The sequence below is a fragment of the Enterobacter hormaechei ATCC 49162 genome, assembly GCF_001875655.1.
GTDB lineage: Bacteria > Pseudomonadota > Gammaproteobacteria > Enterobacterales > Enterobacteriaceae > Enterobacter > Enterobacter hormaechei.
The window spans coordinates 1,298,064-1,324,886 of record NZ_MKEQ01000001.1; the positions used below are offsets into that span (position 1 = coordinate 1,298,064).

Genomic DNA, 26,823 nt, shown 5'->3' on the forward strand with positions numbered 1-26,823 from the left:
CACTTGTTAATTGTTTAGAACATTAACCCGAATATTTTCAAGGTGAGCGTGACGTCGGACGACGACCTCCGCTTCTTTCATTTTCGACCAGTTAGCAATAATACTTTTTGCTTTTGCTTCATCCGTCATATCGACAGAATTAACTTCTACCGCAACATCACCTTTTTCCAGACCAGACTGGCTGTAAAAGGCGGACGCATTCCTTGGGTTTATCCTGTAGCCTTCCAGGTGGCCCTTTTCGATTATTGGTTTTAACACCAGATAATCATCAAGATGCACGCTGTCAGCGCCTGCATCTTTTGTCGATTTCGTTACCGGGCCGCTGTCCACGCCGCCTTTAAAATAGTCTGGCTGCTTTAATGCCAGTACCTGCGTAGCACCTTCATAATTAACCACCACATTATCTTTATTAATTTCCTGAATAAATGCGTCGTTAAAACCGGTCAGCGGTTCGCCTTCACGGTAGCTTTTCTGGCCGCCAGGCGTTTTGATGACGGCGAAGGAGAGCCAGGGGTCATCGCTTCTCACAATGCCTTCGATTTCCGCCGCCAGCGGGGCTTTCACCGCTGCCGGTAAATTTTCCTGACGAACGGCAGCGGTAAAGAGCGTAAAGGGTTTTTCGTTACGCGACGCTTTCAGCGGCTGTTCATCAGAATCAGCCAGCTTATTCGTAACTTTTTTATAATCTTTAAAGGTGAGATACCCCTGCTGGCCGCAAAAGATAAGCAGCACAAACATAAAACAAGGCGTTATCCACCGTGACAGAAATGAGAACCTCATTTTTTATCCGGCCTGTAGCAAAGCAAAAATAAGCAGCGTCATACTGCGCCAATATGGAGGAAAATAGTAATAAGCTGTTGCAAAAGCGACCACCGACTTCGCCACTAACTTTCATAAAGAAAAATATTGACCGTATAAAATCCAGATGTTAGGCACGGCCTGGTGGATATTTTTACCCTGTTTGCAAATTGACCACCTCAGGGCATTACCGTACTTTCTGGTGCTGTTGCTATTCCTAATCAGAGACGGTAAGTCGTTATGTATCAGAGCCACTTTAATTTTAAAAATCCGCCATTCAGGACAATCACCCGTTTATCCGGTGATTTTCTGGTGCCTTATCATCAGGACGTGTTCAACCTGCTGAAAGAGAAAACCCAACTGGCGGGAATTATCGGGCTGTTTTGCGACGACGCGCCGCTTCTGAGCCAGTTCATTGATGCGCTGAAAGCCAGCAACAACACCGTTCTTGCCATCAACGCGTTTCCCAAACTGAGTGCCAGTAGCCTGCTGTACAAACTCAACCCGGGAACGAAAGCGATTAAAGATCGCATGCAGGCGGTGGATGCCGTCGTGCGCCAGTGGCAGGAGGGGAAAGCGAAATCCAGAGTGCTGACGATTGCCCATGCCGAAGCCATGAAAGAGAGCTGCCGTGAAGTATTGGGCACGCTGCTCACGCGCGCCCAGGAGCTGAACTTCCGGCTCTCCGTGGTCCTCACGGGCACGGCGGATCAGGCAATCCTGCTCGGGCAACCTGAACTGCGCGAATATACGCACACGCATCATGTCCTGCGCCCCCTGACCTGCCGCGAATACCTGAGCTATGTTCAGGCCCAGTGCGAAGAACACGGCTGTGAAAATTCACCGTTAACCCCAGCCCGCGTGCGCAAAATGCACACGCTGACCAAGGGCAACATCAGCAAACTGAACGCGCTGGCGCACCTGTCAATGCTCGCCGCCTGGACAGAACGCGCGGCGCAGGTCAGCCCACGACATTTACGTCTGGCGGCGGGAGAGATCCTGCCCGCCAAAAAACACGGTAAGCGCCTGGCAACCGTGGGGCTGTTTGCGTCCGTGCTGTTTGCCACCTGCGGCTGGTATTTGACCTCGTCCATCAGCGCGCGTCTTCCGATCCAACTGCCGGTGCCGGTCAGCTGGAAACAGCAGGTGCCAAAAGCCGACGCGCCCGTGGTGCCGGTTATCGACAACGAAATGGTTAATCAGCCGGATGCGATGCACCAGCTTTATCTGATGTGGGGGTATGACGCCTCGGCGGAAGATGCGCTTTGTGAGAACGCCGCGAAGGTGAACCTGATGTGTAAACAGGGGAACACATCGCCGGATACGCTGGCGAAAGAGGGTTATCCGTGGGTGAGTGAACTCAAAACGGGCGGGCATCTTAACTATGCGGTGGTCGCCCGCGTTGGCGACACCTCGATTGACCTGTTGATGAATAACCGCACCTGGCAGGTGAGCCGCAGCTGGTTTAACCGCCATGCGACCGGCAACTTCACCCAGTTGCACCGTCTGACGCCGGAAGGTAAGGACGCGATCGGCGCGGCCAGCGACAGTAAAGACATGGCCTGGCTGGATCGGCAATTAAGCCTGGCGCTGAGCCAGCCCGAAACCCATGCCCGGATCTGGACCGCAGAGATGATGAAACGCACCCGCGAGTTCCAGCAAAAAATAAATCTGCCCGTGGATGGCATCCCTGGAGAAGATACGCTGATGCAGTTAATGCGCGTAACCAACAGTACGCCAAGCGTACTGATCCAGGCCAACCAGACGAAAACGGACGCGAAAACGCAGGAGAAGAAAGCCTAATGTCAACCATCTGTCTTGCGGCCCAGCGCAGCTACACCACCGGGGAAGCGGTCTGGTTTTCGTACCGCCTTCCCAGCCTGAAAACCGTGTTCGGCAACAGCCTGTTATGGATGGTTGGGCTTTGCGCCATGCTGGTTGCCGGCCTGTATGCGCATATCTACTGGAACCTGCGCCATCCGGCCCCTGAACCGGTAAAAGCCAGCGTTGCGAAACCGGAAACGCAGCTTTCCGATATGCATTACGTGTACGTGAGTAAACCGTTCCCGCATCCACATCCCGCCCCCGCGCCGATGCATGTTGATGTTCCACCGATGCAGGATCTGCCTATTAACAGCGATGATGCCGACTGGCAGCAGGCGCCCGACGGTGCAGTGCCGCACGACACCTCGCGGGATACCTTACCGGGAACCGAGGCGCACGAGCAGGATATGCCTTCCGCCAGCGCTGACCATAATGACCGTGATAACGCGTCATTAACGGAATTATTTAAGCAGGCGTTAAAAGAACAGGAGCGAGATTATTCGCAAGGCAAAATTCCCGCGCCGCCGGTTGACGAAACGCAGGATAATTCTCAGGCCAGCTTAAAAAATTATGGACATAGCCGTTCTCCCTTAAGTATTAAAGAAGAACGGCTGGAGCAGGATTAGTATTTTTCAGGAAGCGTGGTGAGGTTAAGCAGTCGCCCTTTTTCGACCACAATATACTGACCTTTTTTAAGGTCGGAGAGAATTTTGATAATGGTACTACGCGCCAGGTTAGTGTATTCCTGAATGTAATCGTAAACGTTAATATCACGTTGCTGATGAACAATCAGATCATTAATCTCGTACAAAAATTCGCGAACAACGGAATAAGCACTGCGGGCAACCAGAACATCATCACGCTTGCTCAGCATGCAAATATACCAGGACAGGACTTTGGTCAGTTCTGGCCATAAGTTTTTTTCGGTCATCAGCTGGGCGAAGTCCTCCTTCCTGACTGAGCGAACAATGGTATTCGCCCTTACAAGGCCGTACATGTGGGTGGCGTTGTAATACATAGATGAGAGGCCAAAGATGCAATGCCCGGTCACGGTAAACATGCACAGTTCGTCAGATTCACGTCGAAATTCCACTTCGCCGCTGACGATAATATGAATATACCCGGTATCAGCAGTGGAGATTTTTTGCCATTTCTTTAATGTTTTTTCTTCAAAGACTGAAGTTGCTGAAATGATTTTTTCCATTTCATGATGCGGACGTAATTTTTTTGCATAGATGCTTAACATTGTTATACCCGATTTAAGATATGATTATAAAAAAACATGGCCACGGCATGGGCGCCGAACCATAAAGCCCTTCCTGGTGGAAATTTAAAAACAAGCAAAAAAAGTGAAGCTTTTAATTTATTTGCCAGAATACTTAGCAAGCTATGTGTCTATCTTAAATCCGGATAATTTTAAGTCAATTTACTAAAAGTTAATTGATTTTGTACTTAAGATTAATCTCATAGAAAATCAGAGAAAAATACTCTCTATGAGGTATATAAATGGCTCAACCTTGCCCGTATTTCTCTAAAAGTGCTTCGGCAATGGCCATCGTTTCCACATCTGCTATGCCGTTCCATAATTGCGGACGAAAATGCATCTGGAAGACCATAATGATGCGTTGCTGCTGTGCTGGCGTAGCGTCCTCGGGGACTTCGTAGCCGTAGCGCGACAGCAAATCGAGCAGGACAGCCGTATCGACCTGCTGATAACGTGGTCGTCCGTTGATATAGAAGTTTACGCGTGCCGGATCGGGCCATGCGCCTATGCCCTGTTGCGCCAGTTCATGCCACGGGAACAACGGGCCAGGATCGTCTTTACGCTGCGGGGCGATATCCGAATGCGCCACCACGTTCTGCGGCTTGATGTCGTAACGGGCGATGATGTCTCTGGCGAGTGGGATCAGCGCCGCAATTTGCTTTGGTTCAAAGGGGACGAAGGTTTTCACGCCATGCGTTTTCCGCCAGCCGCGATTTTCAAGCTCAATGCCAACGGACGTATCATTTATACGGTTAGTGCCACGCCAGAAGCTGATGCCTGCATGCCAGGCCAGTTCGCTCTCCGGCACCAGTTGCCAGATACGGGGTTTGCCGTCCGGTGCGGGGGGATTGGCGGGGATAAGATAATGTGAACTGACGTTTTTATCGGTTAACGTCGCAAGCGACGTGTCAAAATCATCTGCGGTGTAGTGGATCACCAGCACCTTTATTCGCGGGTAGGCCGCCTGCGCCTGATGGCGCGTATCCAGTTCGTACGCGCCTTTATCAACAATGCCTTTTTCCTGGGCACATCCTGCCAGCAGCAATGCCAGCAGGAGGGTTGAGAGCGAACGCTTCATCGACGGGTTTTCACCGCCGTGCCGCTTACGCTGACCATCAGCATGCTGGCATCTTTCCCGACCGTTTCGTAGTCAATATCTATGCCCACCACCGCATCCGCGCCCAGTGCTTTGGCCTGCTCGCCCAGCTCTTTAAACGCAATTTCGCGGGCCTTACGCAGCTCTTTTTCGTACGCGCCGGAACGTCCGCCGACAATGTCCCGAATACCGGCAAAGAAGTCGCGGAAGATATTGGCGCCCAGAATCGCTTCGCCGGTCACCACGCCGCAGTACTCGGTAATCGGTTGTCCTTCCAGGGTTGGCGTTGTTGAAAACTGCATACTTTCTCTCCTTCTTTAGCGTTCAATGCGTTAGCAACAGCATTATCGGTTCGTTACGCTATGATTGAAAGGATAGTTAATAAATAAGGAAATCAACATGCGCTACTCTGCTTTAACGCTTTTAGTGCCATGCGCGCTGGTGCTCAGCGCCTGCACAACGCCGGTCACGCCAGCCTTTAAGGATATCGGAACCCGCAGCGGCCCTTGTATCGAGGGCGGCCCGGACGCCGTGGCGCAACAATTTTATGATTACCGTATTCAGCATCGCGGGAATGACATAACTGCCCTGCGCCCGTACCTGAGCGATAATCTGGCGAAACTGCTGAGCGATGCCACCCGCGATCCGCAGCACAATGCGTTGCTGTCATCCGATCCGTTCTCCAGCCGCGCCACGCTGCCGGACAGCGCTGAGGTCGCCAGCGCGTCCACCATTCCGAATACCGACGCACGCAATATTCCCCTGCGCGTGAAGCTGACCCAGGGGACGCAAACCTGGCAGGATGAGGTGCTGATGATTCGTGAAGGCCAGTGCTGGGCAGTCGACGATGTGCGCTACCTCGGTGGCAGCGTTCATGCCCCGGCTGGCACCCTTCGCCAGTCGATTGAGAACCGCTAAGGCATCCGTTAAATAAACGTTAACCCCGTAAAATGTCCGGCATTTCATGCGGAATGCCGACATTTATACTCGCCCCCCTTCCTCTTCACTATTTTGTGCTATGTTTAAGAGGAAACACGGGTTATATTTAACTTTTAACGCAGAAATATTGCATAACTATTCTGTCAACGGTACTATCTGCGGCCTCAATTGCTATAGATTGCCTGGATGAGTAAAGACTGCCCCGATGAGTATTAAACTAAACGGCATTAACTGCTTCTACGGCGCACACCAGGCGCTGTTCGACATTACGCTGAGTTGCCCGGAGGGCGAAACGCTGGTTTTGCTCGGCCCAAGTGGCGCGGGAAAAAGCTCCCTTCTGCGTGTTCTTAATCTGCTTGAAATGCCCCGTTCGGGCACGCTGGCCATCGCCGGTAACCATTTTGACTTCGCGAAAACCCCGTCTGATAAAGCGATTCGTGAACTGCGTCAAAACGTGGGCATGGTCTTTCAGCAATATAATCTCTGGCCGCATCTGACGGTGGTGCAAAACCTGATTGAAGCGCCGTGCCGCGTGCTCGGTTTAAGCAAAGACCAGGCAATGGCGCGAGCGGAAAAGCTGCTGGAACGTCTGCGTCTGAAGCCGTACAGCGATCGTTATCCTTTACATCTCTCTGGCGGTCAGCAACAGCGTGTGGCCATCGCCCGTGCGCTGATGATGGAGCCAGCGGTGCTGCTGTTTGATGAGCCAACCGCGGCGCTGGACCCGGAAATTACTGCCCAGATCGTGAGTATCATTCGTGAGCTGGCGGAAACCAACATTACCCAGGTCATCGTGACCCACGAAGTGGAAGTGGCGCGCAAAACCGCCAGCCGCGTGGTTTACATGGAAAACGGGTATATCGTTGAGCAGGGTGATGCGAGCTGCTTCACCAACCCGCAAACCGATGCCTTCAAAAACTACTTATCTCACTGATGTGTTAGGGAAATTATAATGAAAAAAGTCTTGATTGCCGCGCTGCTTGCTAGCGTCAGCCTTTCCGCTACCGCAGCCCAGACCATCCGTTTCGCCACTGAAGCGTCCTACCCTCCGTTTGAATCCATTGATGCGAACAACAAGATTGTTGGCTTCGACGTGGACCTGGCAAATGCCCTGTGTAAAGAGATCGACGCGACCTGTACCTTCAGCAACCAGGCGTTTGACAGCCTGATCCCAAGCCTGAAGTTCCGCCGTATCGACGCCGTGATGGCCGGTATGGACATCACTCCGGAGCGTGAGAAGCAGGTTCTGTTCACCACCCCTTACTATGACAACTCGGCGCTGTTCATTGGTCAGAAAGGTAAATATGCCTCCGTTGACCTGCTGAAAGGCAAGAAAGTCGGCGTGCAGAACGGCACCACGCACCAGAAATTCATCATGGATAAGCATCCGGAAATCACTACCGTGCCGTATGACAGCTACCAGAATGCGAAGCTGGATCTGCAAAACGGTCGTATCGATGCGGTGTTCGGGGACACGGCTGTCGTGACTGAATGGCTGAAAGCGAACGACAAGCTGGCCGCCGTGGGTGACAAGGTGACCGATAAAGACTACTTCGGTACAGGTCTGGGTATTGCCGTGCGTCAGGGCAACACCGAGTTGCAGCAGAAATTCAACGCGGCGCTGGAAAAAGTGAAGAAAGACGGCACCTACGAAACCATCTACAAAAAATGGTTCCAGAAGTAATTCCTGATGAATGAAATTTTTCCTTTAGCAAGCGCCGCCGGGATGACCGTCGGCCTTGCCGTTTGTGCACTGATTATCGGCCTGGTACTGGCGATGTTCTTTGCGGTGTGGGAGTCCGTTAAGTGGCGCCCTGTCGCATGGCTCGGTTCAGCGCTGGTGACTGTGCTGCGTGGGCTGCCGGAAATTCTGGTGGTCCTGTTTATCTATTTCGGTTCCTCACAGCTGCTGTTAACGCTGTCGGACGGCTTCACCCTTAATCTCGGCTTTGCGCAGATCCCGGTGCAGATGCAGATCGAGAACTTCGACGTCAGCCCGTTCCTGTGCGGCGTGATTGCGCTCTCCCTGCTCTATTCGGCCTATGCGTCACAAACGCTGCGCGGCGCGCTGAAAGCGGTGCCGCAGGGTCAGTGGGAATCCGGCCAGGCGCTGGGCTTGTCGAAAGCGGCGATCTTCTTCCGGCTGGTCATGCCGCAGATGTGGCGTCATGCCCTGCCAGGGCTGGGTAATCAGTGGCTGGTACTGTTGAAAGATACCGCGCTGGTGAGCCTGATCAGCGTGAACGATTTGATGCTGCAAACCAAAAGTATCGCCACCCGTACGCAGGAGCCTTTTACCTGGTACATCGTCGCGGCGGCTATCTACCTGGTGATCACGTTGCTGAGCCAGTACGTTCTGAAGCGTATTGATCTGCGCGCAACGCGTTTTGAACGGAGACCAGGCTGATGCTGGATTATTTACCCGAACTGATGAAAGGGCTGCACACCAGCCTGACGCTGACCGTCGCGTCTATCATCGTGGCGCTGATCCTGGCGCTGATCTTCACCATCGTCCTGACGCTGAAAACGCCGGTGCTGGTGTGGATTGTACGTGGCTACATTACGCTCTTTACCGGTACGCCGCTGCTGGTGCAGATCTTCCTGATTTACTACGGTCCGGGGCAGTTCCCGTCGCTACAGGAATATCCGGTTATCTGGCACCTGCTCTCTGAGCCATGGCTCTGCGCCCTGATTGCCCTCTCCCTGAACAGCGCGGCTTACACCACGCAGCTGTTTTACGGTGCGATCCGCGCGATCCCGGAAGGCCAGTGGCAGTCCTGCGGGGCGCTGGGCATGAGCAAGAAAGACACGCTGGCGATCCTGCTGCCCTACGCCTTTAAGCGCGCGCTCTCTTCCTATTCCAACGAAGTCGTTCTGGTGTTCAAAAGCACCTCGCTGGCCTACACCATCACCCTGATGGAAGTGATGGGCCATGGACAGCTGTTGTATGGACGCACCTACGACGTGATGGTGTTCGGTGCGGCGGGTCTGGTCTATCTGGTGGTCAACGGCCTGCTGACGCTGATGATGCGCCTGATCGAGCGTAAAGCGTTGGCGTTCGAGCGCAGAAATTAATCAGCTTAATGCATAAATCTGTTTTCACAGTGCGGGTAACCTGATGGGTTATCCGCATTTTTTTATGCTTTAAATAATATTTACTCATATTTATTGCATATAAATTCATTGAATGGCATTGTACATCCATGCCGCAGACACGGCGCATAATGACAAGACAGACGGGAGCATTACCATGAAAAAGTTAGTTCTGGCCGCATTACTCGCAACCTTCGCCGCTGGCGCATCCGCCGCAGATAAAATCAGTTTCGGCGTTTCTGCCACCTATCCGCCGTTTGAATCGCTGGATGCCAGCAATCAGATCGTGGGTTTTGATATCGACCTGGCGAAAGCGCTGTGCAAACAGATGCAGGCCGACTGCACCTTTACTAACCACGCGTTTGACAGCCTGATCCCGTCCCTGAAATTCAAAAAATATGACGCGGTGATCTCCGGCATGGACATTACGCCAGAGCGTAGCAAGCAGGTCGCGTTCACCGATCCATACTACGCCAACTCGGCGGTGGTGATTGCGAAGAAAGGCGCATATACCTCTTTCGATCAGCTGAAAGGCAAACGCATCGGCATGGAAAACGGCACCACGCACCAGAAATATCTCCAGGACAAACATCCTGAAGTGAAAACCGTGGCCTATGACAGCTACCAGAACGCAATTATCGACCTGAAAAATGGCCGTATCGATGGCGTATTTGGCGACACCGCGGTCGTGAATGAGTGGCTGAAAACCAACCCGCAGCTGGGTACAGCGACGGAGAAAGTGACCGATCCGCAGTACTTCGGCACTGGCCTCGGCATTGCCGTGCGTCCGGATAACAAGGCCCTGCTGGAAAAACTGAACGGCGCGCTGAAAGCGATCAAAGCGGACGGCACATACCAGAAAATCAGCGAGCAGTGGTTCCCGCAGTAATCTCTTTTTGTCGGGTGGCCTGGCCTGCGGGGGTGGTCTGTAGGCCGGGAAAGCGCAGCGCCACCCGGCAATTTCTCACAACGGCACAAAGAACCTGAACCGCGCCCCGCTCACGGACTCCATCAGCCTGATCCCGCCGCCGTGCAGCTCCAGCATTCTTTTCACGATCAACAGCCCTAACCCGCCCCGGTGCTCCCGCGCGGCCTGCGGATTTAACGCTGACGGTCGCTGGAACAGCTCGTCCCGTAACGCGCCGTCAACACCCGTTCCACTGTCAGCCACTTCAACCTGCAACCGGTCGTTCTCCTGCCACACCGCCAGACGGATGTCCCCGCCTGCTGGCGTATGGCGTATCGCGTTATCCAGCAGATTCGTCACCACCCGTTCAATCATGGAAACATCGGCGAACACCTGCGGCAGCGGACCCGGCACGTCAATGTGCAGGTTTAACTCCCGCGTGCGGGCGGTGAGTTCAAACTTCTGCGCCACGTCGGAAATCAGTTCGGCCATGGCAAAACGCTCGCGCTGGGGTTTGATGCCGCCGTGCTCAAGACGCGCCAGCTCGAACAGCTGCTGCGACAGATGGCGTACCTTCTGCCCCTGACGCAGTGCGGTAGCAAGGTACTGCTGGTGCTCCTGCGGCGACAGCGTTGCAGATTTCAGCGACAGGGTTTCCAGATAACCCAGCAGTGAGGTCAGCGGGGTGCGTAAGTCATGCGAAATATTGGCGATAAACTCCCGGCGCTGGCGATCGCTGTCGGCCAGCCGATCCCACTGGGAGGTGATTTTGCGCGCCAGCTCAATAAAGGTGTTGCGCAGGATCGCCACTTCATCGTGACCGGCAGGCTCGAGCGGCTGGGCCGCCAGCTGCTTAATTGCGCTGATGCTGTCCTGCTCCAGCCCGGCCACGTTCAGCGTGAGCTGTTTAACCGGGCGCGTCACCCAGTACCAGAGCAGCAGCCCCGCCAGCAGACCAAACAGCGCCACCAGCAGCATCGACCACAGCGCCGTACTCCAGAGCGCCTTGTGCCAGGCCATCTCCGCCAGCGCGTTGGACTCCTCTCCCTGCAAAATAATATATAAATACCCCTTCAGTTCACCGTCCTGCCGCAGCGGGGTGGCGCTGAACACTTTCTTATTCTGGCTTCGGGGATCGTCGCCAAACACCGGCATCACCGTCCCGCTCAGGAAACTCTGTATCGGCGCGAGGTCAATTTTTTGCCGCTGAATGTGGCCCGGCGGGGCGGCATCAGCCAGAATCTCGCCATCTGGCGAGACAACATACAGCTCGACGCTCGGATTAAAGGTCATCAGCCGGTCGAACAGCGGTTTTAAGGCACTGCGATCCACCCTGCCCTGCGCATCCAGAATCGCTTCCCGCTGCACAATCTGCTGCGCCAGCCCGCCGGAGAGCCGCTGTACCATCGCGTTGCCGTACTGCATGCTACTGTAGAGCTGCACCGCACAGGCGACGCTCGCGCAGAGCAACAATAACACCGTAAACAGCAGCGTCAGGCGCTGGCTCAGGCTAAAGCGCCGCATCATGATTCAGCTCCGCAAATTTGTAGCCTTTGCCCCAGACGGTACGCACGATCTCCGGTTCGGCGGCATCTTTCTCAATTTTGATCCGCAGGCGGTTAATGTGGGTGTTGACGGTGTGTTCGTAGCCTTCGTGCTGATACCCCCACACCTGCTCCAGCAGCGCCAGCCGCGAAAACACTTCACCAGGATGGCGCGCAAAGAAGTAAAGCAGTTCAAATTCACGCGGGGTGAGATCGACGTGTTGACCATTGAGACGCACGGTGCGCGCCAGCGGGTCGATAGTCAGGCCGTGCGCCTGAATAATGCCATCCGTCTGCGCCTGGCCCATCGCCTGCTGACGGCGGAACAGCGCCTTAATGCGGGCAATCAACTCCTGCACCGAGAAAGGTTTTGCCAGATAATCATCCGCCCCGGTCTCCAGACCGGTAATACGGTCAGTTTCACTGCTGCGGGCGCTAATAATGATGATGGGCAGGTAGCGGGTCATCTGGCGGATACGGCGGCAAATCTCCAGACCATCAACATTCGGTAGCATCAGATCGAGGATCACCGCATCCCACGGCTGTTTTTCCAGAAGCGGTAATGCCTTTCCCCCGTCCGGCTCGTGGGTAATGGTGTAACCTTCGTCTTCTAAGTTGAGGCGCAGGAGCGCCGCGATATCGTGGTCGTCTTCCACCAGCAGGATCTGCTTCATGGGTAAGCCTTTATTTGTTTCTCATGGCTTAAGCTTACCTGATTTCGAGCGGGGGAAGAGTTCACATTTTGTTGAACATTGTGCGGGGTTTATGCCGGGTGGCGGCTACGCCTTACCCGGCCTGCGCTTTGGTTAACAACGTCAACACTTCATAATGCGCGGTATGCGGGAACATATCGAACAGCTGAACGCGTTCAATGCGGTAGCCCGGCAGGCTGGCGATGTCTTTCGCCATGGTCTGGGCGTTACAGCTGGAGTAGACGATGTACTCCGGCGCCATCTGGCTCAGGTAGTCGCAGAGCGCCTGGCCGATGCCCCGGCGCGGCGGGTTCACCAGCACCAGTTCCGGCACGTTGCCCTGCCCGGTGGCGAACTGCGTGGAATCCAGCGCCTGGAAGTGCAGATTCGTTAACCCCAGTTCGGCGGCGGACTGCTTCGCGCAGGCGATAGCCTCGGCAGAAATCTCAATGCCGGTGAGCTGCATGTCTGGCGTGGCGCAGTGCAGGCCGAAGCCGCCGACGCCGCAGAACAGATCCCACATATGATGGACACGTAACGCGCGCACCCAGTCACGCGCGGTGGCGTACAGCGCACTGGCGACGGTCGGGTTAGTCTGGAAGAAGCTTTGCGGACGGATCCACAGCGGCACGCCGTTAAAGTTCTCCGCCAGCGCATGCTGGTCGGTGAAGAAGATCTCTTTCTCCCCTTCCATGATAGCCATGTGCACCGGCTGAATATTTGCGGTAATCACCTTGAGCTGCGGAAGCTGTTCCTGCAACTCCGGCAGCGCCGCGCGCAGTTGCTCCAGCTTGGTTTCCGAACGCAGCACAAAGCGCAACATCATTCCGCCGTCGATCTGGCTTTCGGTCAGCAGAAGGTACTTCAGCTCGCCGCGCCTGCGGGCAACGTTATAGGGCGTTAACCCCGCGCGGGCGATAAACGGTTTCAGCGCAGCGAAGACAGGCTCAAACGAGGCGGGATACAGCGGGCAGCCGGTGAGATCTTCTGGCGTGCCGTCGCGGTGCAGCATCCCCAGCAGCGGCTTTTCAACGCTGCCGCTAACCACCATTTTGGCTTTATTGCGAAAGCCCTGCTCCGGGCCGCTGACGGGTGCGCACCACTCGCCCACCGCGTGTGCTGCCAGCAGCTGTTGCAGGTCGACCATTTTGGCGGTGAGTTGTTGAGGGACCGGCTGTTCTATCCACTGACAGGATCGGCAGCGTCCGGCGTCATAGAGTGCGCACTGCATATGAAAACCTTAAGGATCACGAGGGCTGCGATTATACACATTATTGCAGGCGGAAGAACCGCCGGCTCGAGGCTGGTGCAAATAGCAGGAACAGGACCAGCATATCCGGCAGTTTTTGCATCACCAGTGAATGGAAAATCTCACGTCGTGACTCACCGGGTATGCTGAACAGTTCCGGATAGCCATAGCCCAGCGAGGCGGCCCACAGATAGCTGGCGGCGGTGATCTGCGTCAGCAGATAGACCCAGCGCGCCCAGTTACGCCCTTTCACCAGCGAGAACGCGCAGTAGATCTCAATAAACACCAGCATCAGGCTGCTGAGAAACACCAGCGTCAGATTCCACGTTTGCGCGCTGCGGTGAATAAATTCCCCCATTCCGCGCGGCCCCAGCGTGTTCATTATCATCAGCACATCCAGGCAGCGGATCATAATAATGGCGAGCGCCGCCACCTGCACCAGCGCAGGGACGTTCGGACGAGCGTGCGAATGACGTGTTTTTTGTAAGAATCCCACTGTTTTTACTTCCCTGAAAAACAGTGCCGCGTCATACGCGGCACATCACTGGAAATAGTAATTCCTTCAGCCGCGTCTTGCACGCTGGATATCGCGCACTCGCTGTTTTTCCGCGCGCGCCATCAAATACCAGGCGATAAATCCGACAATTCCGACCACGCCAAGAATGATGGAGGCCAGGGCGTTGATCTCCGGATTCACCCCCATCCGCACGCTGGAGAAGACCAGCATCGGCAGCGTCGTCGCGCCCGGCCCCGACACAAAGCTGGCGATAACCAGATCGTCGAGCGAGAGCGTGAACGCCAGCAGCCAGCCGGAGATCACCGCGGGCATAATCATCGGCAGCGTGATGATGAAAAAGACCTTCAGCGGCGTTGCGCCGAGATCCATCGCCGCCTCTTCAATAGAGCGATCCAGCTCGCGCAGCCGCGAGGAGATCACCACCGCCACGTACGCGGTACAGAAGGTCACGTGCGCCAGCCAGATGGTGAGCATCCCGCGATCCGCCGGCCAGCCAATGGCGTGCGCCAGGGCAACAAACAGCAGCAGCAGCGACAGGCCGGTGATCACGTCCGGCATCACCAGCGGGGCGGTGATCATAAACGCAAAACCATTTGCGCCGCGGAAACGGCCAAAGCGCACCATCACCAGCGCGGCGATCGTGCCCAGTACGCAGGCCATCGTCGCCGCCAGCGCTGCAATGGTCAGGCTCAGCCCCACCGCGCTCATCATCGCATCATCGTGGAACAACTCGCTGTACCAGCGCGTCGACCAGCCCGCCCAGACGGTCACCAGCTTAGAGCTGTTGAATGAGTAGATCACCAGCATCAGCATCGGCGCATACAGGAAGGTAAAGCCGATAACGAGGATCGCAATGCGCCACGGGGAGCGTACTACCGGTAAGTTGTTCATCCGTGGTCTCCCATCTGTTTCTGCTGGTGTTTGTGGAACCACATGATCGGCACGATCAGCAGCAGTAACATCACGATCGCCACCGCCGAGGCCACTGGCCAGTCGCGGTTATTGAAGAACTCCTGCCACAGCACACGGCCAATCATGATGCTGTCCGGGCCGCCGAGCAGTTCCGGGATCACAAACTCCCCGACCGCCGGGATAAACACCAGCATCGACCCGGCAATGATCCCGCCCTTGGTCAGCGGCACAATGACGCTAAAAAAGGTTTTCAGCGGACGTGCGCCGAGATCCAGCGAGGCTTCCACCAGCGAGTAATCGATCCGCGTCAGCGCCGTATAGATCGGCAGCACCATAAACGGCAGATAGGCATAGACAATCCCGATATACACCGCAAGATTAGTGTGCAGGATAGTCAGCGGCTGGTCGATCACCCCCAGCCACAGCAGAAAGTTATTCAGTATGCCGTTATTTTTCAGGATCCCCATCCACGCGTACACGCGGATCAGGAACGACGTCCACGACGGTAGAATGACCAGCAGCAGTAAAATATTTCGCGTCGACGGCTTACTGTGCGCCACCGCCCACGCCAGCGGGTAGCCCATCAGCAAACAGCAGATCGTTGAAATAGCTGCAACCTGTAACGACTGCAAATAGGCTTCGAAATAGAGCGGATCGTCGGTCAGTTGCAGGAAGTTACCGAGGTTTAAGGTCAGCGTCAGCTGGCCGTCAGCCCACTCCCACAGGTCGGTATACGGTGGGATTGCCCGCGCCATCTCCGCCAGGCTGATCTTAAAGACGATCAGGAACGGCAGCAGAAACAGCAGGATCAGCCAGATATAGGGCATGGCGATGACCAGCTTGCGGCCATGCACCATCTGCATGCGCGCCAGCCAGGGCGCGAAACCGCCCGGTTTTTTGACGCGGGCTGGAGGTTCAAGTGTGCTCATGACCGCTCCTTATACCGTCAGGACTACGCAACTGTCCGCATCCCAGCAGAGGCTTACTTCATCGCCCCAGGTTGGCTGTCCCTTGCGATACCGGTGCTCGTTCTGCAACTGGGCGCTGAGCATCTGCCCGCTTTTCAGGCGCACATGGTAAATCGACAGATCGCCAAGATAGGCAATGTGGACCACTTCGCCCACGGCAAAGTTATAGCCATCGGCGGGCGGCTCATCGCAAAGCATGATTTTTTCCGGGCGCAGGGCAACATAAACCGGCACGTTGTCCACCACAGAGTTATCCGAGTCAACCTTAAGCGGGTGCACCAGCCCTGGCGATTCAATCACCAGGCCGTCTTCCTGACGTTCCTTCAGCAGCCCTTCGAAGACGTTTACCGAGCCGATGAACTCCGCGCTGTAGCGGGTTGTCGGGTGTTCGTAAATCTCTTCCGGCTCGCCAATCTGCACGAACTTACCGCGATTCATGATCGCAATGCGCCCGGCCATGGTCATCGCCTCTTCCTGGTCGTGGGTCACCATCACGCAGGTCACTCCCACGCGCTCAAGGATATCCACCACTTCCAGCTGCATACGGTCGCGCAGCTTTTTATCCAGCGCGCCCATCGGCTCGTCGAGCAGTAATAATTTCGGACGCTTCGCCAGACTTCTTGCCAGCGCGACACGCTGGCGCTGGCCGCCGGAGAGCTGGTGCGGCTTACGCTTCGCAAACTCCTGCATATGCACCAGGCTCAGCATCTCCGCCACGCGCGCGGTGATTTCGGCTTTCGGCAGTTTGTCCTGCTTCAGACCAAAGGCGATGTTCTGCTCAACGGTCATGTGCGGGAACAGGGCATAGGACTGGAACATCATGTTAATGGGCCGCTGGTACGGCGGCACGCTGGAGAGGTCAACGCCATCCAGCACGATCTGCCCGGCGGTGGGCTGTTCAAACCCGGCGAGCATGCGCAGCAGCGTGGATTTACCGCAGCCGGATGCGCCGAGCAGTGCAAAAATTTCACCTTTATAGATCGTCAGGCTGACATCGTCCACGGCATGCTGGCCATCGAAGGATTTGGTGAGGTTACGAATTTCAAGAAGCGGGGTCAGCGCTTTACGGACTTTCGCCTGCGGGCGGGGGATCGCGTCATTCACGGGGTGCTCTCCGGCATAGATCAAATCATGGTGCAGGCGCACCAGAACGGTGCGCCTGTTGCCGGGGGCGCTAACGCTTGCCCGGCCTAAGACTCACGGTAACTTATTTACCGCTCTTCACCTTCGTCCACGCGCGGGTACGCACACGGTCAATTTTCGGTTCCTGTACTTTCAGGGTGAACAGCTTGGCAAACACATCGGCTGGCGGATAGATCGCCGGATTATTGCGGATCTCTTCGCTCACCAGCGGCACAGACGCTTTGTTACCGTTGGCGTAGTAGACGTGGTCGCTGATGTGGGCAATCACTTCCGGGCGCATCAGGTAGTTGAGGAACTGATAGGCTTCGTCTTTGTTTTTCGCATCAGCAGGCATCGCGAAAACATCAAAGAAGGCCAGCGCCCCCTCTTTCGGAATGAAGTAGGAAACGTTCACGCCGTTTTTGGCTTCTTTCGCGCGGTTAGCCGCCTGCCAGACGTCGCCCGCCCAGCCGATTGCCACGCAGATGTCGCCGTTGGCCAGGTCATTGATGTACTGAGAGGAGTGGAAGTAGCGAATATTCGGACGCAGCTTCAGCAGCAGGTCGGTCGCCGGGCCGGTGTAGTCATCAGCCTTGCTGCTGTTCGGATCTTTGCCGAGATAGTTAAGCACGGTGGCAAATATCTCTTCCGGTGCATCAAGGAAAGAGACGCCGCAGCTTTTCAGCTTCTCGAGGTTTTCCGGCTTCAGCACCACGTCCCAGCTGTCCAGCTTGACGTCCGGGCCGAGCGCCGCTTTGACTTTATCCACGTTATAGCCAATACCGGTGGTCGCCCACAGGTAAGGCATCGCATATTTATTCTCCGGATCGTGCTTCGCCACCAGCTTCAGCACTTCCGGATCCAGATTTTTCCAGTTCGATAACTTGCTCTTGTCCAGCGGCTGGAAGACACCCGCCGTTAGCTGACGCTCCAGGAAGCTTGCAGACGGGACGACCAGGTCAAAGCCGGTGCTGCCTGCCATCAGTTTGCCTTCCAGCACTTCGTTGGAATCGAATACGTCGTAGACCACTTTAATACCGGTCTCTTTTTCAAAATTAGCCACCGTGTCCGGGGCAATATAGTCAGACCAGTTATAGACATGCAGCGTTTTTTGTTCCGCAGCGAGCGTGCCGGCAGAGACGGCCATCAGAGCACCCGCAACCAGACCCGATAACCATTTTTTATTCAAGGCGATCATATTGTTATTCCTTCTGAAAGCTCGTTAACAAACGAACCAAAACTGTGCAGCCTGAAGATATGCAATAATCATGCATAGTTTGTCGCTCTGCCCGAAATAAAATACCGCCCTTTTCCGGCAGGTTCCGCTCGCTTTTTTAAGCACCGCAAGAATAACTGTAGCCCGTGTCTCCGGCTATAGCCCAGACGAAAAAACGCCTTTTATCAATTTTTTATGCAGATTATGTCTACGTGATAAGCCGAAACGGCCTGAGAGGAGGTGAAAAATTCTTTAAAGAAAGGTTAAAAGCAGCAGAAAAAACGGTGTAATGCAGCCGCTCTGGCAGCGACTGCGCAAAAGTCAGACGGGCTTAGTGGAGAAAATTGGGAGATGCATCATTATTCTCGGCATCATCTTCCGCGCTATACAGCAGGTGATGTGCGTTGGCTTCCATCATTACCATGGAAATTTGCTCTTCGCTCAGGCGCATAAACCAGGCGAACTGCTTGAAGGAGAGCCCTGCGCCGGAGAATAAAGACTGGCAAACCACCAGCTTCGGCAGATTATCATCCTGTATGTCGAGAAACGCTTTCACCGTCAAAGAACTGGCGTTGATCGCAGACAAATCAGACGCCAGCGCCAGCAGCGCTGAAGGCTTCACTTCAGCCAGCGCGGAGAACAGGATCACGTCGTTAATCAGATCGATTTTGGCATCGAAAATGCCATCGAAATTTTGCATATGAGGCAGATGCAGCGCCTGACAGGAGTCGCATTCGAAGAAAGTGATACCGGCATCATCAAGCCATTGACGTAACGTATCCAGTGTAGGGACGACCTGTAAATCCATCGCTGTGCAGCCTCTTAAATAAAAACGTTGTCCAGATTACGCAAAAAGTGCGCGCGGATCCATTTAACCGCCCGTTTTCAGGCAAAATCCCGGCGTCGCATGGCGCTCAATCCATGCGATCATTTTACCTGCTATATCAACCCCAGTGGTTTTTTCCACCCCTTCCAGCCCCGGCGAGGCGTTGACCTCCATTACCAGCGGCCCGCGCTCGGCACGCAGCAGATCGACCCCCGCCACGTCCAGGCCCAGCGTCTGCGCCGCTTTCACCGCAATCTCGCGCTCGCGTTCGCTGATAAGGGCGACCCGCGCGATACCGCCGCGGTGCAGGTTAGAGCGGAAGTCGCCCTCTTTCGCCTGCCGTTCGATGGCGGCCACCACTTCATCGCCCACCACGAAGCAGCGGATGTCGCGCCCTTTGGCCTCTTTAATATACTCCTGCACCAGAATATGGGCATTCAGACCGCGAAAGGCGTCAATCACGCTCTCCGCCGCCTGACGCGTCTCCGCCAGCACCACCCCGATACCCTGCGTGCCTTCCACCAGCTTAATGACCAGCGGCGCACCGCCCACCATGTCGATCAAATCGCTGGTGTCGTCCGGCGAGTGGGCAATCCCGGTGACGGGCAGATCGATCCCCTGACGCGCCAGCAGTTGCAGCGAGCGCAGCTTGTCGCGGGCGCGGGAGATCGCCACCGACTCGTTGAGCGGATAGCTGCCCAGCATTTCAAACTGACGCAGTGCGGCCGTGCCGTAATAGGTGATCTGGGAGCCAATGCGGGGAATGACCGCATCAAAATGCGGGAGTTTGCGGCCTTTGTAATGAATCGACGACGCCGCAGGATCGATGTTCATATAGCAGGACATCGGATCGAGGATCTCAACCTGATGTCCGCGTTTCGCCGCCGCTTCTCGCAGGCGTTTACATGAATAGAGCGTTCCATCCCGGGACAATATGGCAATTTTCACCCTGCACCTCTCTAAAGACATGGGAAAAGCCTGCCTATCATACACGAGGCGCAGGAGGAATGGACTAACGCGTTGCCCAGCCCTGTTTGTGCAGGTACTCAAGAATGAACGGGCGGTTCTCCTTAATGATGGTGCGACGAATATGGTCGCTCCAGGTATCGCGGCGGTTGTTGCTGTCGCGCGTCAGATAGTAGTTGGCCAGCTCTTCATCGTATTGATTCAGAACGTCCTGGTCGACCGGCTGGTAGTGGTTTTCATGCACCAGCATCGCGGCAGGAATACGCGGCTTCAGATCCGGGTTATCCGCCGGCCAGCCGAGGCACAGGCCAAACAGCGGCAGCACGTGTTTCGGCAGCTTCAGCAGTTCAGTTACGCTCTCAATATTGTTACGCAGACCGCCGATATAAACGCCGCCAAGCCCCAGCGACTCCGCCGCGGTGAACGCGTTTTGCGCCATCAGCGCCGTATCCACCACGCCCAGCAGCAGTTGTTCCGCCAGCCCCAGCTCCGCCTCAGGGCAGATTTGCAGGTGGCGGTTAAAGTCGGCGCAAAATACCCAGAACTCCGCCGCCTGGGCAACGTGCTTTTGCCCCCCCGTCAGCGTCACCAGCTGTTCACGCATCGCCGGATCGGTGATGCGGATAATGGAGCTGCACTGCAAAAAGCTGGAGCTGGAGGTGCCTCTTGCGCTGTCGATGATCGCGTCCCGCTGCGCCTGGGTAATCGGCTCATCGGTGAAATGACGAATGGAACGGTGGGAACGAAGCAGGTCAATGGTTGGCGTCATTTTGTCTCTCTTTGTGTTGCGTAAAACGTATGGCAGCCAGTATAGGCAATGATCCACATGATGTAATTGGCGAAACATAGCCTGACTGTATCAAAGTGACAGGTGAAACCTTCTTTCCATGACGGCAGGTTATCGTGCACTATAGGCGTTATTCGCCGTCAGGCTTGTTTTTTGAGGAGAGAGAAATGTTTGCAGTAATTTTTGGTCGTCCAGGATGCCCTTACTGTGTGCGCGCGAAAGAGCTGGCTGAGAAGCTGACTGAAGAGCGTGATGATTTCAACTTCCGTTACGTGGATATCCACGCGGAAGGCATCACTAAAGCCGATCTGGAAAAAACCGTGGGTAAACCGGTTGAAACCGTGCCGCAGATCTTCCTCGATCAGAAACACATCGGCGGCTGCACTGATTTCGAAGCCTACGCCAAAGAACACCTGGGCCTGTTTGCGGCTCAGTAATGCGAAGACGCCCTCACCCGGAGGGCGTTTTTATTTACGGTGCTTCCGCTGTTGCAGCAGGCTACGCGTAAATAAGAAACAGAGCGCCCCCAGCGCGCACCAGAAAACACCGCTCAGCAGCCACGCCACTTCCTGCCAGACGCTTCTCGACGAGATTAACAGCAGGCGCATCAGGAGTAAGCAGAGGGGAGCCGCAAGCATGGCTCCGATAAGCGGCATCACCACCTCGCCTTTGCGCGAGAGAAAACTGGCCACTGCCCCCGGCAGGATGAAAAACAGCAGGCCCAGCTCGGGATGACCAGACGCTCTGAAGGCGCCCTTCACGTTAAAAGCAAGCGACATGCAAACGACCGTAAACAGCAAAAAACAGCTGATTACGCCAGCCCAGTTTCGTTTAAAGTTCAAACTATCCTCCTGACTTATCTCTATCAAATACAAAAATCGTCCGGTGGACGCCCAGTCAGATAAAGCATTGCGGCAATCCTTGCCAAAGCACGCCCAGAAGTCGTGCGATAATAGGTGGCTGTCGGTAGCTATTACGATTAAACTAACCGCCTGCTAGTGTTTAGGGTATTTATCAGGAAACAGGGATGTGAGAAGTGATTCCCTGACTCTGAAAACAGTAGCCCAAATAGTCCTTTCATTCAACAACTTACTGGTAAACAAGAAGTTAGCCTCCGTGAATATAAACGTCGCAGACTTGTTAAATGGGAATTACATCCTGTTATTATTTGTGGTACTGGCACTGGGCCTTTGTCTGGGTAAATTGCGCCTGGGTTCAGTTCAACTTGGTAATTCCATTGGCGTTTTAGTCGTCTCCCTGTTATTAGGCCAACAACATTTCAGTATTAACACGGACGCGCTTAACTTAGGTTTCATGCTGTTTATTTTTTGTGTCGGCGTGGAAGCCGGTCCGAACTTTTTTTCCATTTTTTTCCGGGACGGCAAAAATTACCTGATGCTGGCGCTGGTGATGGTCGGCAGCGCCCTGCTGATTGCGTTAGGGCTGGGCAAACTGTTTGGCTGGGACATCGGCTTAACGGCCGGTATGCTGGCAGGCTCGATGACCTCCACGCCGGTGCTTGTTGGCGCGGGGGATACGCTTCGTCATTCTGGCATGGCAGGCACCCAGCTTTCCGCCGCGCTGGATAACCTGAGTCTGGGCTATGCCCTGACCTATCTGATTGGTCTGGTGAGCCTGATTGTGGGCGCGCGCTATCTGCCAAAACTCCAGCATCAGGATCTCCAGACCAGCGCACAGACCATCGCCCGCGAGCGCGGTCTGGACACGGACTCCAAACGTAAAGTGTACCTGCCGGTGATCCGCGCCTACCGCGTCGGGCCGGAACTGGTTGCCTGGACCGACGGGAAAAACCTGCGCGAGCTGGGGATTTACCGTCAGACTGGCTGCTATATCGAACGTATCCGTCGTAACGGCATTCTGGCGAACCCGGACGGTGACGCAGTGCTCCAGATGGGCGATGACATTGCCCTTGTCGGCTACCCGGATGCCCACGCGCGTCTCGATCCGAGCTTCCGCAACGGGAAAGAGGTGTTCGACCGCGACCTGCTGGACATGCGTATCGTCACCGAAGAGATTGTGGTGAAAAACCACAACGCCGTGGGCCGCCGTCTGGCACAACTGAAGCTGACCGACCACGGATGTTTCCTTAACCGCGTGATCCGCAGCCAGATTGAAATGCCTATCGACGATAACGTGGTGCTCAATAAAGGCGACGTGTTGCAGGTCAGCGGCGATGCCAGACGTGTTAAAACCGTTGCCGACCGTATCGGCTTTATCTCGATCCACAGCCAGGTGACGGACCTGTTAGCCTTCTGCGCCTTCTTTATTGTCGGCCTGATGATCGGGATGATCACCTTCCAGTTCAGCAACTTTAGCTTCGGCATCGGTAACGCAGCCGGTCTGCTGTTCGCGGGGATCATGCTGGGCTTCCTGCGAGCGAACCATCCCACGTTCGGCTATATCCCTCAGGGGGCGCTGAACATGGTGAAAGAGTTCGGTCTGATGGTCTTTATGGCGGGTGTCGGCTTAAGCGCCGGGAGTGGTATTGGCAACGGTCTGGGCGCTGTCGGCTGGCAGATGTTGGTTTCCGGACTTATCGTCAGCCTGGTACCGGTGGTGATCTGCTTCCTGTTCGGCGCCTACGTGCTGCGCATGAACCGCGCCCTGCTCTTCGGCGCGATGATGGGGGCGCGCACCTGCGCACCGGCGATGGAGATCATCAGCGATACCGCGCGCAGCAATATCCCGGCGCTGGGCTATGCAGGCACGTACGCGATCGCCAACGTGCTGCTGACGCTGGCGGGTACGTTGATCATCATCATCTGGCCAGGACTCGGATAAATCTCAAGTTTGCGTGTGACGCAAAAAATTTTCGTTACGCGCAGAACTTTTTTCGCAGGGTGCAGTCATAACTAGTGCCACTGCTTTTCTTTGATGTCCCCAATTTGTGGAGCCCATCAACCCCGCCGTTTTGGTTCAAGGTTGATGGGTTTTTTGTTGTCTGAAATTCTATGATTCAGAAAATCAACTAATTACAACCCCGCTTTCTTATGTTGTGCGCTAGCACGAATGCCTTTCTGAACAAAATGCACTTCCCCTCACTCTTTTCCCTTTCTTGCTCAAGAAAACCATCGCACTCAGGCAGCAAATGAATAAAATCAGGAAAAAGGTCAGTAAGGAAAGCCACATGTTCGATTTTTATCCCGAGAAAATCTACAGTCGAGTGGAAGTAATGGGTAAACCATCACCAGTTCCGCCAGTGAATGGTGTCTACTTCTGGTGGTTCAAGGAAATACCGCCAGGTGTGCCGACCGATGGCTGTATTACCTATGCCGCGTACACGCTGCTTTATGTAGGTATTTCACCCGACCAACGAGGGAAACCTAACAGCCGTTCAAATTTAAGAACACGTATCAAAACGCATTACAGCGGTAATGCAGCTGGCTCCACACTTAGGCGCACACTTGGCGTGCTATTAAGCAGTGTAAGTAGTTTCCCCCTGCGCCGCGTTGGATCTGGCTCCAGAATGACATTTACGCATCCAGGCGAGCAGTGGCTTGATGTCTGGATGGAAAACAATGCCAAAGTTCACTGGTTCCCTGCTGAAGCGCCCTGGAAACTTGAAGACACGCTGATCGCATCGCTTTCCTTACCATTGAATATCCAAGGAAATGCTCATGACTTTAAAATGACGCTTTCAGGAATGCGAAGTAAGGCTGCTGCGCAGGCAAGATTGATGGAGATTGCTGATGAGAGAGGTTTCAGAAGGAGATTGGCAGCGCAGTGACATGATAGATCTCCAGTGCAACTTGCCTATCAAAATCATTAGACTGATTATTCATGCAATTTTCGGGTGAGATTGTATGCGCTGGATTTTTGTAGGTGACGCCAAAAGCAAACATATGTTTATGCTTCATTAATGTATGATTGTGCAACCTATCATTCTAAACTGTCACCTAGTATGCAAACATTAATGGTGTTTGTACAAGGGGGAATGTACCCGCAGGGTATGAGTTTACTTAAAGTATATCGTATAGGTGTGACATTTATTTTTAGATATCTACCCGCATACTCAGTGTTTCACTTAAGGAGAGCACAATACGTTAAAGTCGTTTCACTGAACATCAAATAACCAACATAAATAAGTCGATTGGGCACTGTTTGATCAAAAAAATTGGAATCTTTTCTGTTAGACTAACTGTCCCAAAAACCACGTTCAATATTTATATATCAGAAACGTTTTGGGCTAATTTTTCAAATTTTAAACTTGCTGCATACTATGGAGCATTCTAGTTTAACACTGTTAGAATTAAAGGATTTTGAAATGGATTTATTTCTCGTTGTGGTTTTACTATTAGCCTTATCCGCCCCAATACTGGCTGTCATTCTGCTCAAGAAGAACAAACAGCATAAGGTGGAAGTTGAAAAGCTGAACCATCAAAACATCACTCTTTCGCATGAACTAAGTGAAAACCAGGAACGTTTAGCGCAGGCTATTCGAGAACACTCTGAACTGGAAGGAAAAGCAGCTTCGCTGTGGCAGTATGAGGAGTTGCATAGCGCAGTTCTCGAAGCTGAGAAAAAAATTAAAACCGCGGATTCTATTGCGACAAATAAAATTAATGAAGCGCAACTTAAAGCCTCAAGCGTTATTTTAGAAGCAAATAACCATGCCCGATTAACAATTAGCAATGCCAACAATGAAGCCACCATCATCACTAAAGAAGCCCGTAACGCTCGATTAAAAGCCAAAGAAAAATTAGATAATGCTAATAGTAGAGCCGACGAGCTGATATCCAATGCAAACGATAATGCCGTTAACATAATCACAGATGCAGAGAACCGAGCAAAACAAATCGCCGGTTCTGCATATGAGGCGAAAGAGTTCGCGGAGACTTACCAGGCTGTGGCTAAGTCAATGAAAAATAAAATTGAAGGATACGGTGATGAATGGATAATTCCAAATAGAAGCGTTTTGGACGAGCTAGCAGACAATTATGAATTTACTGATGCGGGGAAAGAACTGCAAAAAACCAAAGAGTTAACCAGGTCTCTTATCAAAACAAGCAAAGCGGCAAGCTGTGAGTATGTCGAATCTAACAGACGAAACACCGCAATAAAATTTGTACTAGATGCTTTTAATGGAAAGGTTGATAGCACCCTTTCAAAAATTAAACATAACAATTATGGTAAATTATCTCAAGAAATTAAAGATGCTTTTGAGCTTGTGAATTTTAATGGCTCTGCTTTTAGATCCGCCAGGATTACTGATATATACTTACAGGCCCGTCTCAATGAGCTTAAATGGGGAGTGGCTGTAAATGAAATCATGCTTGAAGAAAAAGAAGAACAAAGACGAATCAAAGAGCAATTGCGTGAAGAAGAGAAAGCGCGTCGCGAGTACGAAAAAGCGATTAAAGAAGCTGAAAAAGAAGAAAAAGCAATTCAACAGGCCATTGAGAAAGCGACTAAAGAACTGATGCTCGCAGGTGAAGAACAACGTTTAGCCCTCGAAGAGAAACTAGCTGAACTACAAATTAAATACGAAGAAGCTGAAGCCAAAAACCAGCGAGCCATTTCGATGGCGCAGCAAACACGATCAGGTCATGTATATGTGATAAGTAACATCGGTTCCTTTGGCGAAAACGTTTATAAGATTGGAATGACACGCCGACTTGAACCACTTGATCGAGTTCGTGAGCTTGGGGATGCCAGCGTACCATTCTCATTCGATGTGCATGCAATGATCTACAGTGATGATGCCCCTTCGCTTGAAAATCACCTTCATAAAGTTTTTAATGATAAACAGGTAAACAAAGTTAATTCACGTAAAGAGTTCTTTAATGTTGGTATTAAAGATATTAAATCTACAATTCAAAAAATGAATATTGATGCACACTGGACGATGTTTGCAGAGGCAAAGGAATACAGAGAATCTTTAGCTATTGAGAATGAGCGCAACGCAGCATTTATAGATAATGATGAGTTAGTTGTTGCATAAAATATCGTCGTCATAATATGACCTGGCATACTAATGATACGCCAGGTCATATCGTAATCTCTGCTTCTCTCCCGCCATCATCAAGCCGCAGCCGAAGGTCTTCCGCCATATGGCATTGCTCAGCGAATCCGGGCTAGTTAT

At 53.5% G+C, this 26,823-nt stretch carries 28 protein-coding genes; 12 read left to right on the forward strand and 16 right to left on the reverse strand.

Annotated features, from left to right (window positions below; all coding sequences use genetic code 11):
• Positions 1-6: 6 nt before the first annotated feature.
• Positions 7-738 carry a type II secretion system protein GspC gene (gene gspC / locus BH712_RS06520; protein WP_006809434.1) on the reverse strand — a complete coding sequence of 244 codons (732 nt, stop codon included), beginning with the start codon at positions 736-738 and terminating at the stop codon, positions 7-9.
• Positions 739-1,038: 300 nt separating this feature from the next.
• Between gspC and BH712_RS06525 the strand changes: the two genes are divergently transcribed.
• Complete coding sequence (locus BH712_RS06525) at positions 1,039-2,601, forward strand: ExeA family protein (protein ID WP_006809435.1); 1,563 nt, start codon at positions 1,039-1,041, stop codon at positions 2,599-2,601.
• Entirely contained in the window at positions 2,601-3,248 is a 648-nt protein-coding gene (locus tag BH712_RS06530; protein WP_006809436.1) for a hypothetical protein, read from the forward strand. Before BH712_RS06525 ends, BH712_RS06530 begins: the two co-directional genes overlap by 1 nt.
• Here BH712_RS06530 and BH712_RS06535 read toward each other — a convergent pair.
• The 3 genes from BH712_RS06535 to BH712_RS06545 form a co-directional block, all read right to left on the reverse strand.
• Positions 3,245-3,868, reverse strand: a complete 624-nt coding sequence (locus BH712_RS06535) for a helix-turn-helix domain-containing protein (RefSeq protein WP_000949155.1) — start codon at positions 3,866-3,868, stop codon at positions 3,245-3,247. The two genes, BH712_RS06530 and BH712_RS06535, sit on opposite strands and share 4 nt — an antisense overlap.
• A 265-nt stretch (positions 3,869-4,133) precedes the next feature.
• The gene (locus tag BH712_RS06540) at positions 4,134-4,964 is read right to left on the reverse strand and encodes an N-acetylmuramoyl-L-alanine amidase (RefSeq protein WP_006809437.1); all 831 of its coding nucleotides are present in this window, start codon (positions 4,962-4,964) and stop codon (positions 4,134-4,136) included.
• Positions 4,961-5,284, reverse strand: coding sequence for a heavy metal-binding domain-containing protein (locus BH712_RS06545; RefSeq protein ID WP_006174327.1), 324 nt, complete (start codon positions 5,282-5,284; stop codon positions 4,961-4,963). The genes BH712_RS06540 and BH712_RS06545 overlap by 4 nt, the downstream gene beginning before the upstream one ends.
• Positions 5,285-5,381: 97 nt before the next feature.
• On the opposite strand from BH712_RS06545, the gene BH712_RS06550 reads away from it, so the two are divergent.
• The 6 genes from BH712_RS06550 (at position 5,382) to artJ (ending at position 9,903) form a co-directional block, all read left to right on the forward strand.
• Positions 5,382-5,900, forward strand: a complete 519-nt coding sequence (locus tag BH712_RS06550) for a lipoprotein (protein ID WP_006809438.1) — start codon at positions 5,382-5,384, stop codon at positions 5,898-5,900.
• Positions 5,901-6,126: 226 nt separating this feature from the next.
• Positions 6,127-6,855 (forward strand): arginine ABC transporter ATP-binding protein ArtP, encoded by a 729-nt coding sequence (gene artP, locus BH712_RS06555; RefSeq protein ID WP_006809439.1) that lies wholly within the window; start codon positions 6,127-6,129, stop codon positions 6,853-6,855.
• Positions 6,856-6,873: 18 nt separating this feature from the next.
• On the forward strand, positions 6,874-7,605 hold the full coding sequence (gene artI / locus BH712_RS06560) for an arginine ABC transporter substrate-binding protein ArtI (RefSeq protein ID WP_006174322.1): 732 nt from the start codon (positions 6,874-6,876) through the stop codon (positions 7,603-7,605).
• Positions 7,606-7,611: 6 nt separating this feature from the next.
• The gene (gene artQ, locus BH712_RS06565) at positions 7,612-8,328 is read left to right on the forward strand and encodes an arginine ABC transporter permease ArtQ (RefSeq protein ID WP_006809440.1); all 717 of its coding nucleotides are present in this window, start codon (positions 7,612-7,614) and stop codon (positions 8,326-8,328) included.
• On the forward strand, positions 8,328-8,996 hold the full coding sequence (artM, locus tag BH712_RS06570; protein ID WP_003858369.1) for an arginine ABC transporter permease ArtM: 669 nt from the start codon (positions 8,328-8,330) through the stop codon (positions 8,994-8,996). Before artQ ends, artM begins: the two co-directional genes overlap by 1 nt.
• 175 nt (positions 8,997-9,171) lie before the next feature.
• Complete coding sequence (gene artJ, locus BH712_RS06575) at positions 9,172-9,903, forward strand: arginine ABC transporter substrate-binding protein ArtJ (protein ID WP_032673560.1); 732 nt, start codon at positions 9,172-9,174, stop codon at positions 9,901-9,903.
• Positions 9,904-9,978: 75 nt separating this feature from the next.
• Here the strand turns inward: artJ and BH712_RS06580 are convergent, their stop codons facing one another.
• The 11 genes from BH712_RS06580 to nfsA form a co-directional block, all read right to left on the reverse strand.
• On the reverse strand, positions 9,979-11,448 hold the full coding sequence (locus BH712_RS06580) for a sensor histidine kinase (protein WP_006809442.1): 1,470 nt from the start codon (positions 11,446-11,448) through the stop codon (positions 9,979-9,981).
• Positions 11,432-12,139 (reverse strand): response regulator transcription factor, encoded by a 708-nt coding sequence (locus BH712_RS06585; RefSeq protein WP_006809443.1) that lies wholly within the window; start codon positions 12,137-12,139, stop codon positions 11,432-11,434. Before BH712_RS06585 ends, BH712_RS06580 begins: the two co-directional genes overlap by 17 nt.
• Positions 12,140-12,251: 112 nt before the next feature.
• On the reverse strand, positions 12,252-13,388 hold the full coding sequence (gene rlmC / locus BH712_RS06595) for a 23S rRNA (uracil(747)-C(5))-methyltransferase RlmC (RefSeq protein WP_006809445.1): 1,137 nt from the start codon (positions 13,386-13,388) through the stop codon (positions 12,252-12,254).
• A 40-nt stretch (positions 13,389-13,428) separates the two neighbouring features.
• Positions 13,429-13,926 carry a YbjO family protein gene (locus BH712_RS06600; RefSeq protein WP_102765876.1) on the reverse strand — a complete coding sequence of 166 codons (498 nt, stop codon included), beginning with the start codon at positions 13,924-13,926 and terminating at the stop codon, positions 13,429-13,431.
• 42 nt (positions 13,927-13,968) lie between these two features.
• Entirely contained in the window at positions 13,969-14,814 is an 846-nt protein-coding gene (gene potI, locus BH712_RS06605; RefSeq protein WP_006809447.1) for a putrescine ABC transporter permease PotI, read from the reverse strand.
• Positions 14,811-15,764 carry a putrescine ABC transporter permease PotH gene (gene potH, locus BH712_RS06610; RefSeq protein ID WP_006809448.1) on the reverse strand — a complete coding sequence of 318 codons (954 nt, stop codon included), beginning with the start codon at positions 15,762-15,764 and terminating at the stop codon, positions 14,811-14,813. Before potH ends, potI begins: the two co-directional genes overlap by 4 nt.
• Before the next feature lie 9 nt (positions 15,765-15,773).
• Entirely contained in the window at positions 15,774-16,907 is a 1,134-nt protein-coding gene (gene potG, locus BH712_RS06615; protein ID WP_006809449.1) for a putrescine ABC transporter ATP-binding subunit PotG, read from the reverse strand.
• Positions 16,908-17,010: 103 nt separating this feature from the next.
• Complete coding sequence (potF, locus tag BH712_RS06620) at positions 17,011-18,123, reverse strand: spermidine/putrescine ABC transporter substrate-binding protein PotF (protein ID WP_006809450.1); 1,113 nt, start codon at positions 18,121-18,123, stop codon at positions 17,011-17,013.
• 349 nt (positions 18,124-18,472) lie between these two features.
• Entirely contained in the window at positions 18,473-18,949 is a 477-nt protein-coding gene (locus tag BH712_RS06625; protein ID WP_003858385.1) for a YbjN domain-containing protein, read from the reverse strand.
• A gap of 63 nt (positions 18,950-19,012) precedes the next feature.
• A complete protein-coding gene (gene rimK / locus BH712_RS06630; protein ID WP_000684313.1) occupies positions 19,013-19,915 on the reverse strand; it encodes a 30S ribosomal protein S6--L-glutamate ligase in 903 nt (300 codons plus the stop codon).
• A gap of 64 nt (positions 19,916-19,979) precedes the next feature.
• Positions 19,980-20,702 carry a nitroreductase NfsA gene (gene nfsA, locus BH712_RS06635; protein ID WP_006809453.1) on the reverse strand — a complete coding sequence of 241 codons (723 nt, stop codon included), beginning with the start codon at positions 20,700-20,702 and terminating at the stop codon, positions 19,980-19,982.
• A 185-nt stretch (positions 20,703-20,887) separates the two neighbouring features.
• On the opposite strand from nfsA, the gene BH712_RS06640 reads away from it, so the two are divergent.
• The gene (locus BH712_RS06640; protein ID WP_006809455.1) at positions 20,888-21,157 is read left to right on the forward strand and encodes a GrxA family glutaredoxin; all 270 of its coding nucleotides are present in this window, start codon (positions 20,888-20,890) and stop codon (positions 21,155-21,157) included.
• A 30-nt stretch (positions 21,158-21,187) separates the two neighbouring features.
• Here BH712_RS06640 and BH712_RS06645 read toward each other — a convergent pair whose 3' ends face one another.
• Positions 21,188-21,562 (reverse strand): inner membrane protein YbjM, encoded by a 375-nt coding sequence (locus BH712_RS06645; protein WP_032673562.1) that lies wholly within the window; start codon positions 21,560-21,562, stop codon positions 21,188-21,190.
• Positions 21,563-21,836: 274 nt separating this feature from the next.
• On the opposite strand from BH712_RS06645, the gene BH712_RS06650 reads away from it, so the two are divergent.
• The 3 genes from BH712_RS06650 to BH712_RS06660 all read left to right on the forward strand — a co-directional run bounded on the left by BH712_RS06650 (position 21,837) and on the right by BH712_RS06660 (position 26,682).
• Positions 21,837-23,522 carry an aspartate:alanine antiporter gene (locus BH712_RS06650; RefSeq protein WP_001024855.1) on the forward strand — a complete coding sequence of 562 codons (1,686 nt, stop codon included), beginning with the start codon at positions 21,837-21,839 and terminating at the stop codon, positions 23,520-23,522.
• Positions 23,523-23,829: 307 nt separating this feature from the next.
• Entirely contained in the window at positions 23,830-24,468 is a 639-nt protein-coding gene (locus BH712_RS25100; protein ID WP_226864997.1) for a GIY-YIG nuclease family protein, read from the forward strand.
• Between the two features lie 537 nt (positions 24,469-25,005).
• Positions 25,006-26,682: an SNIPE associated domain-containing protein gene (locus BH712_RS06660; RefSeq protein ID WP_032673563.1), complete on the forward strand. Its 1,677-nt coding sequence runs from the start codon at positions 25,006-25,008 to the stop codon at positions 26,680-26,682.
• Positions 26,683-26,823: the final 141 nt, after the last annotated feature.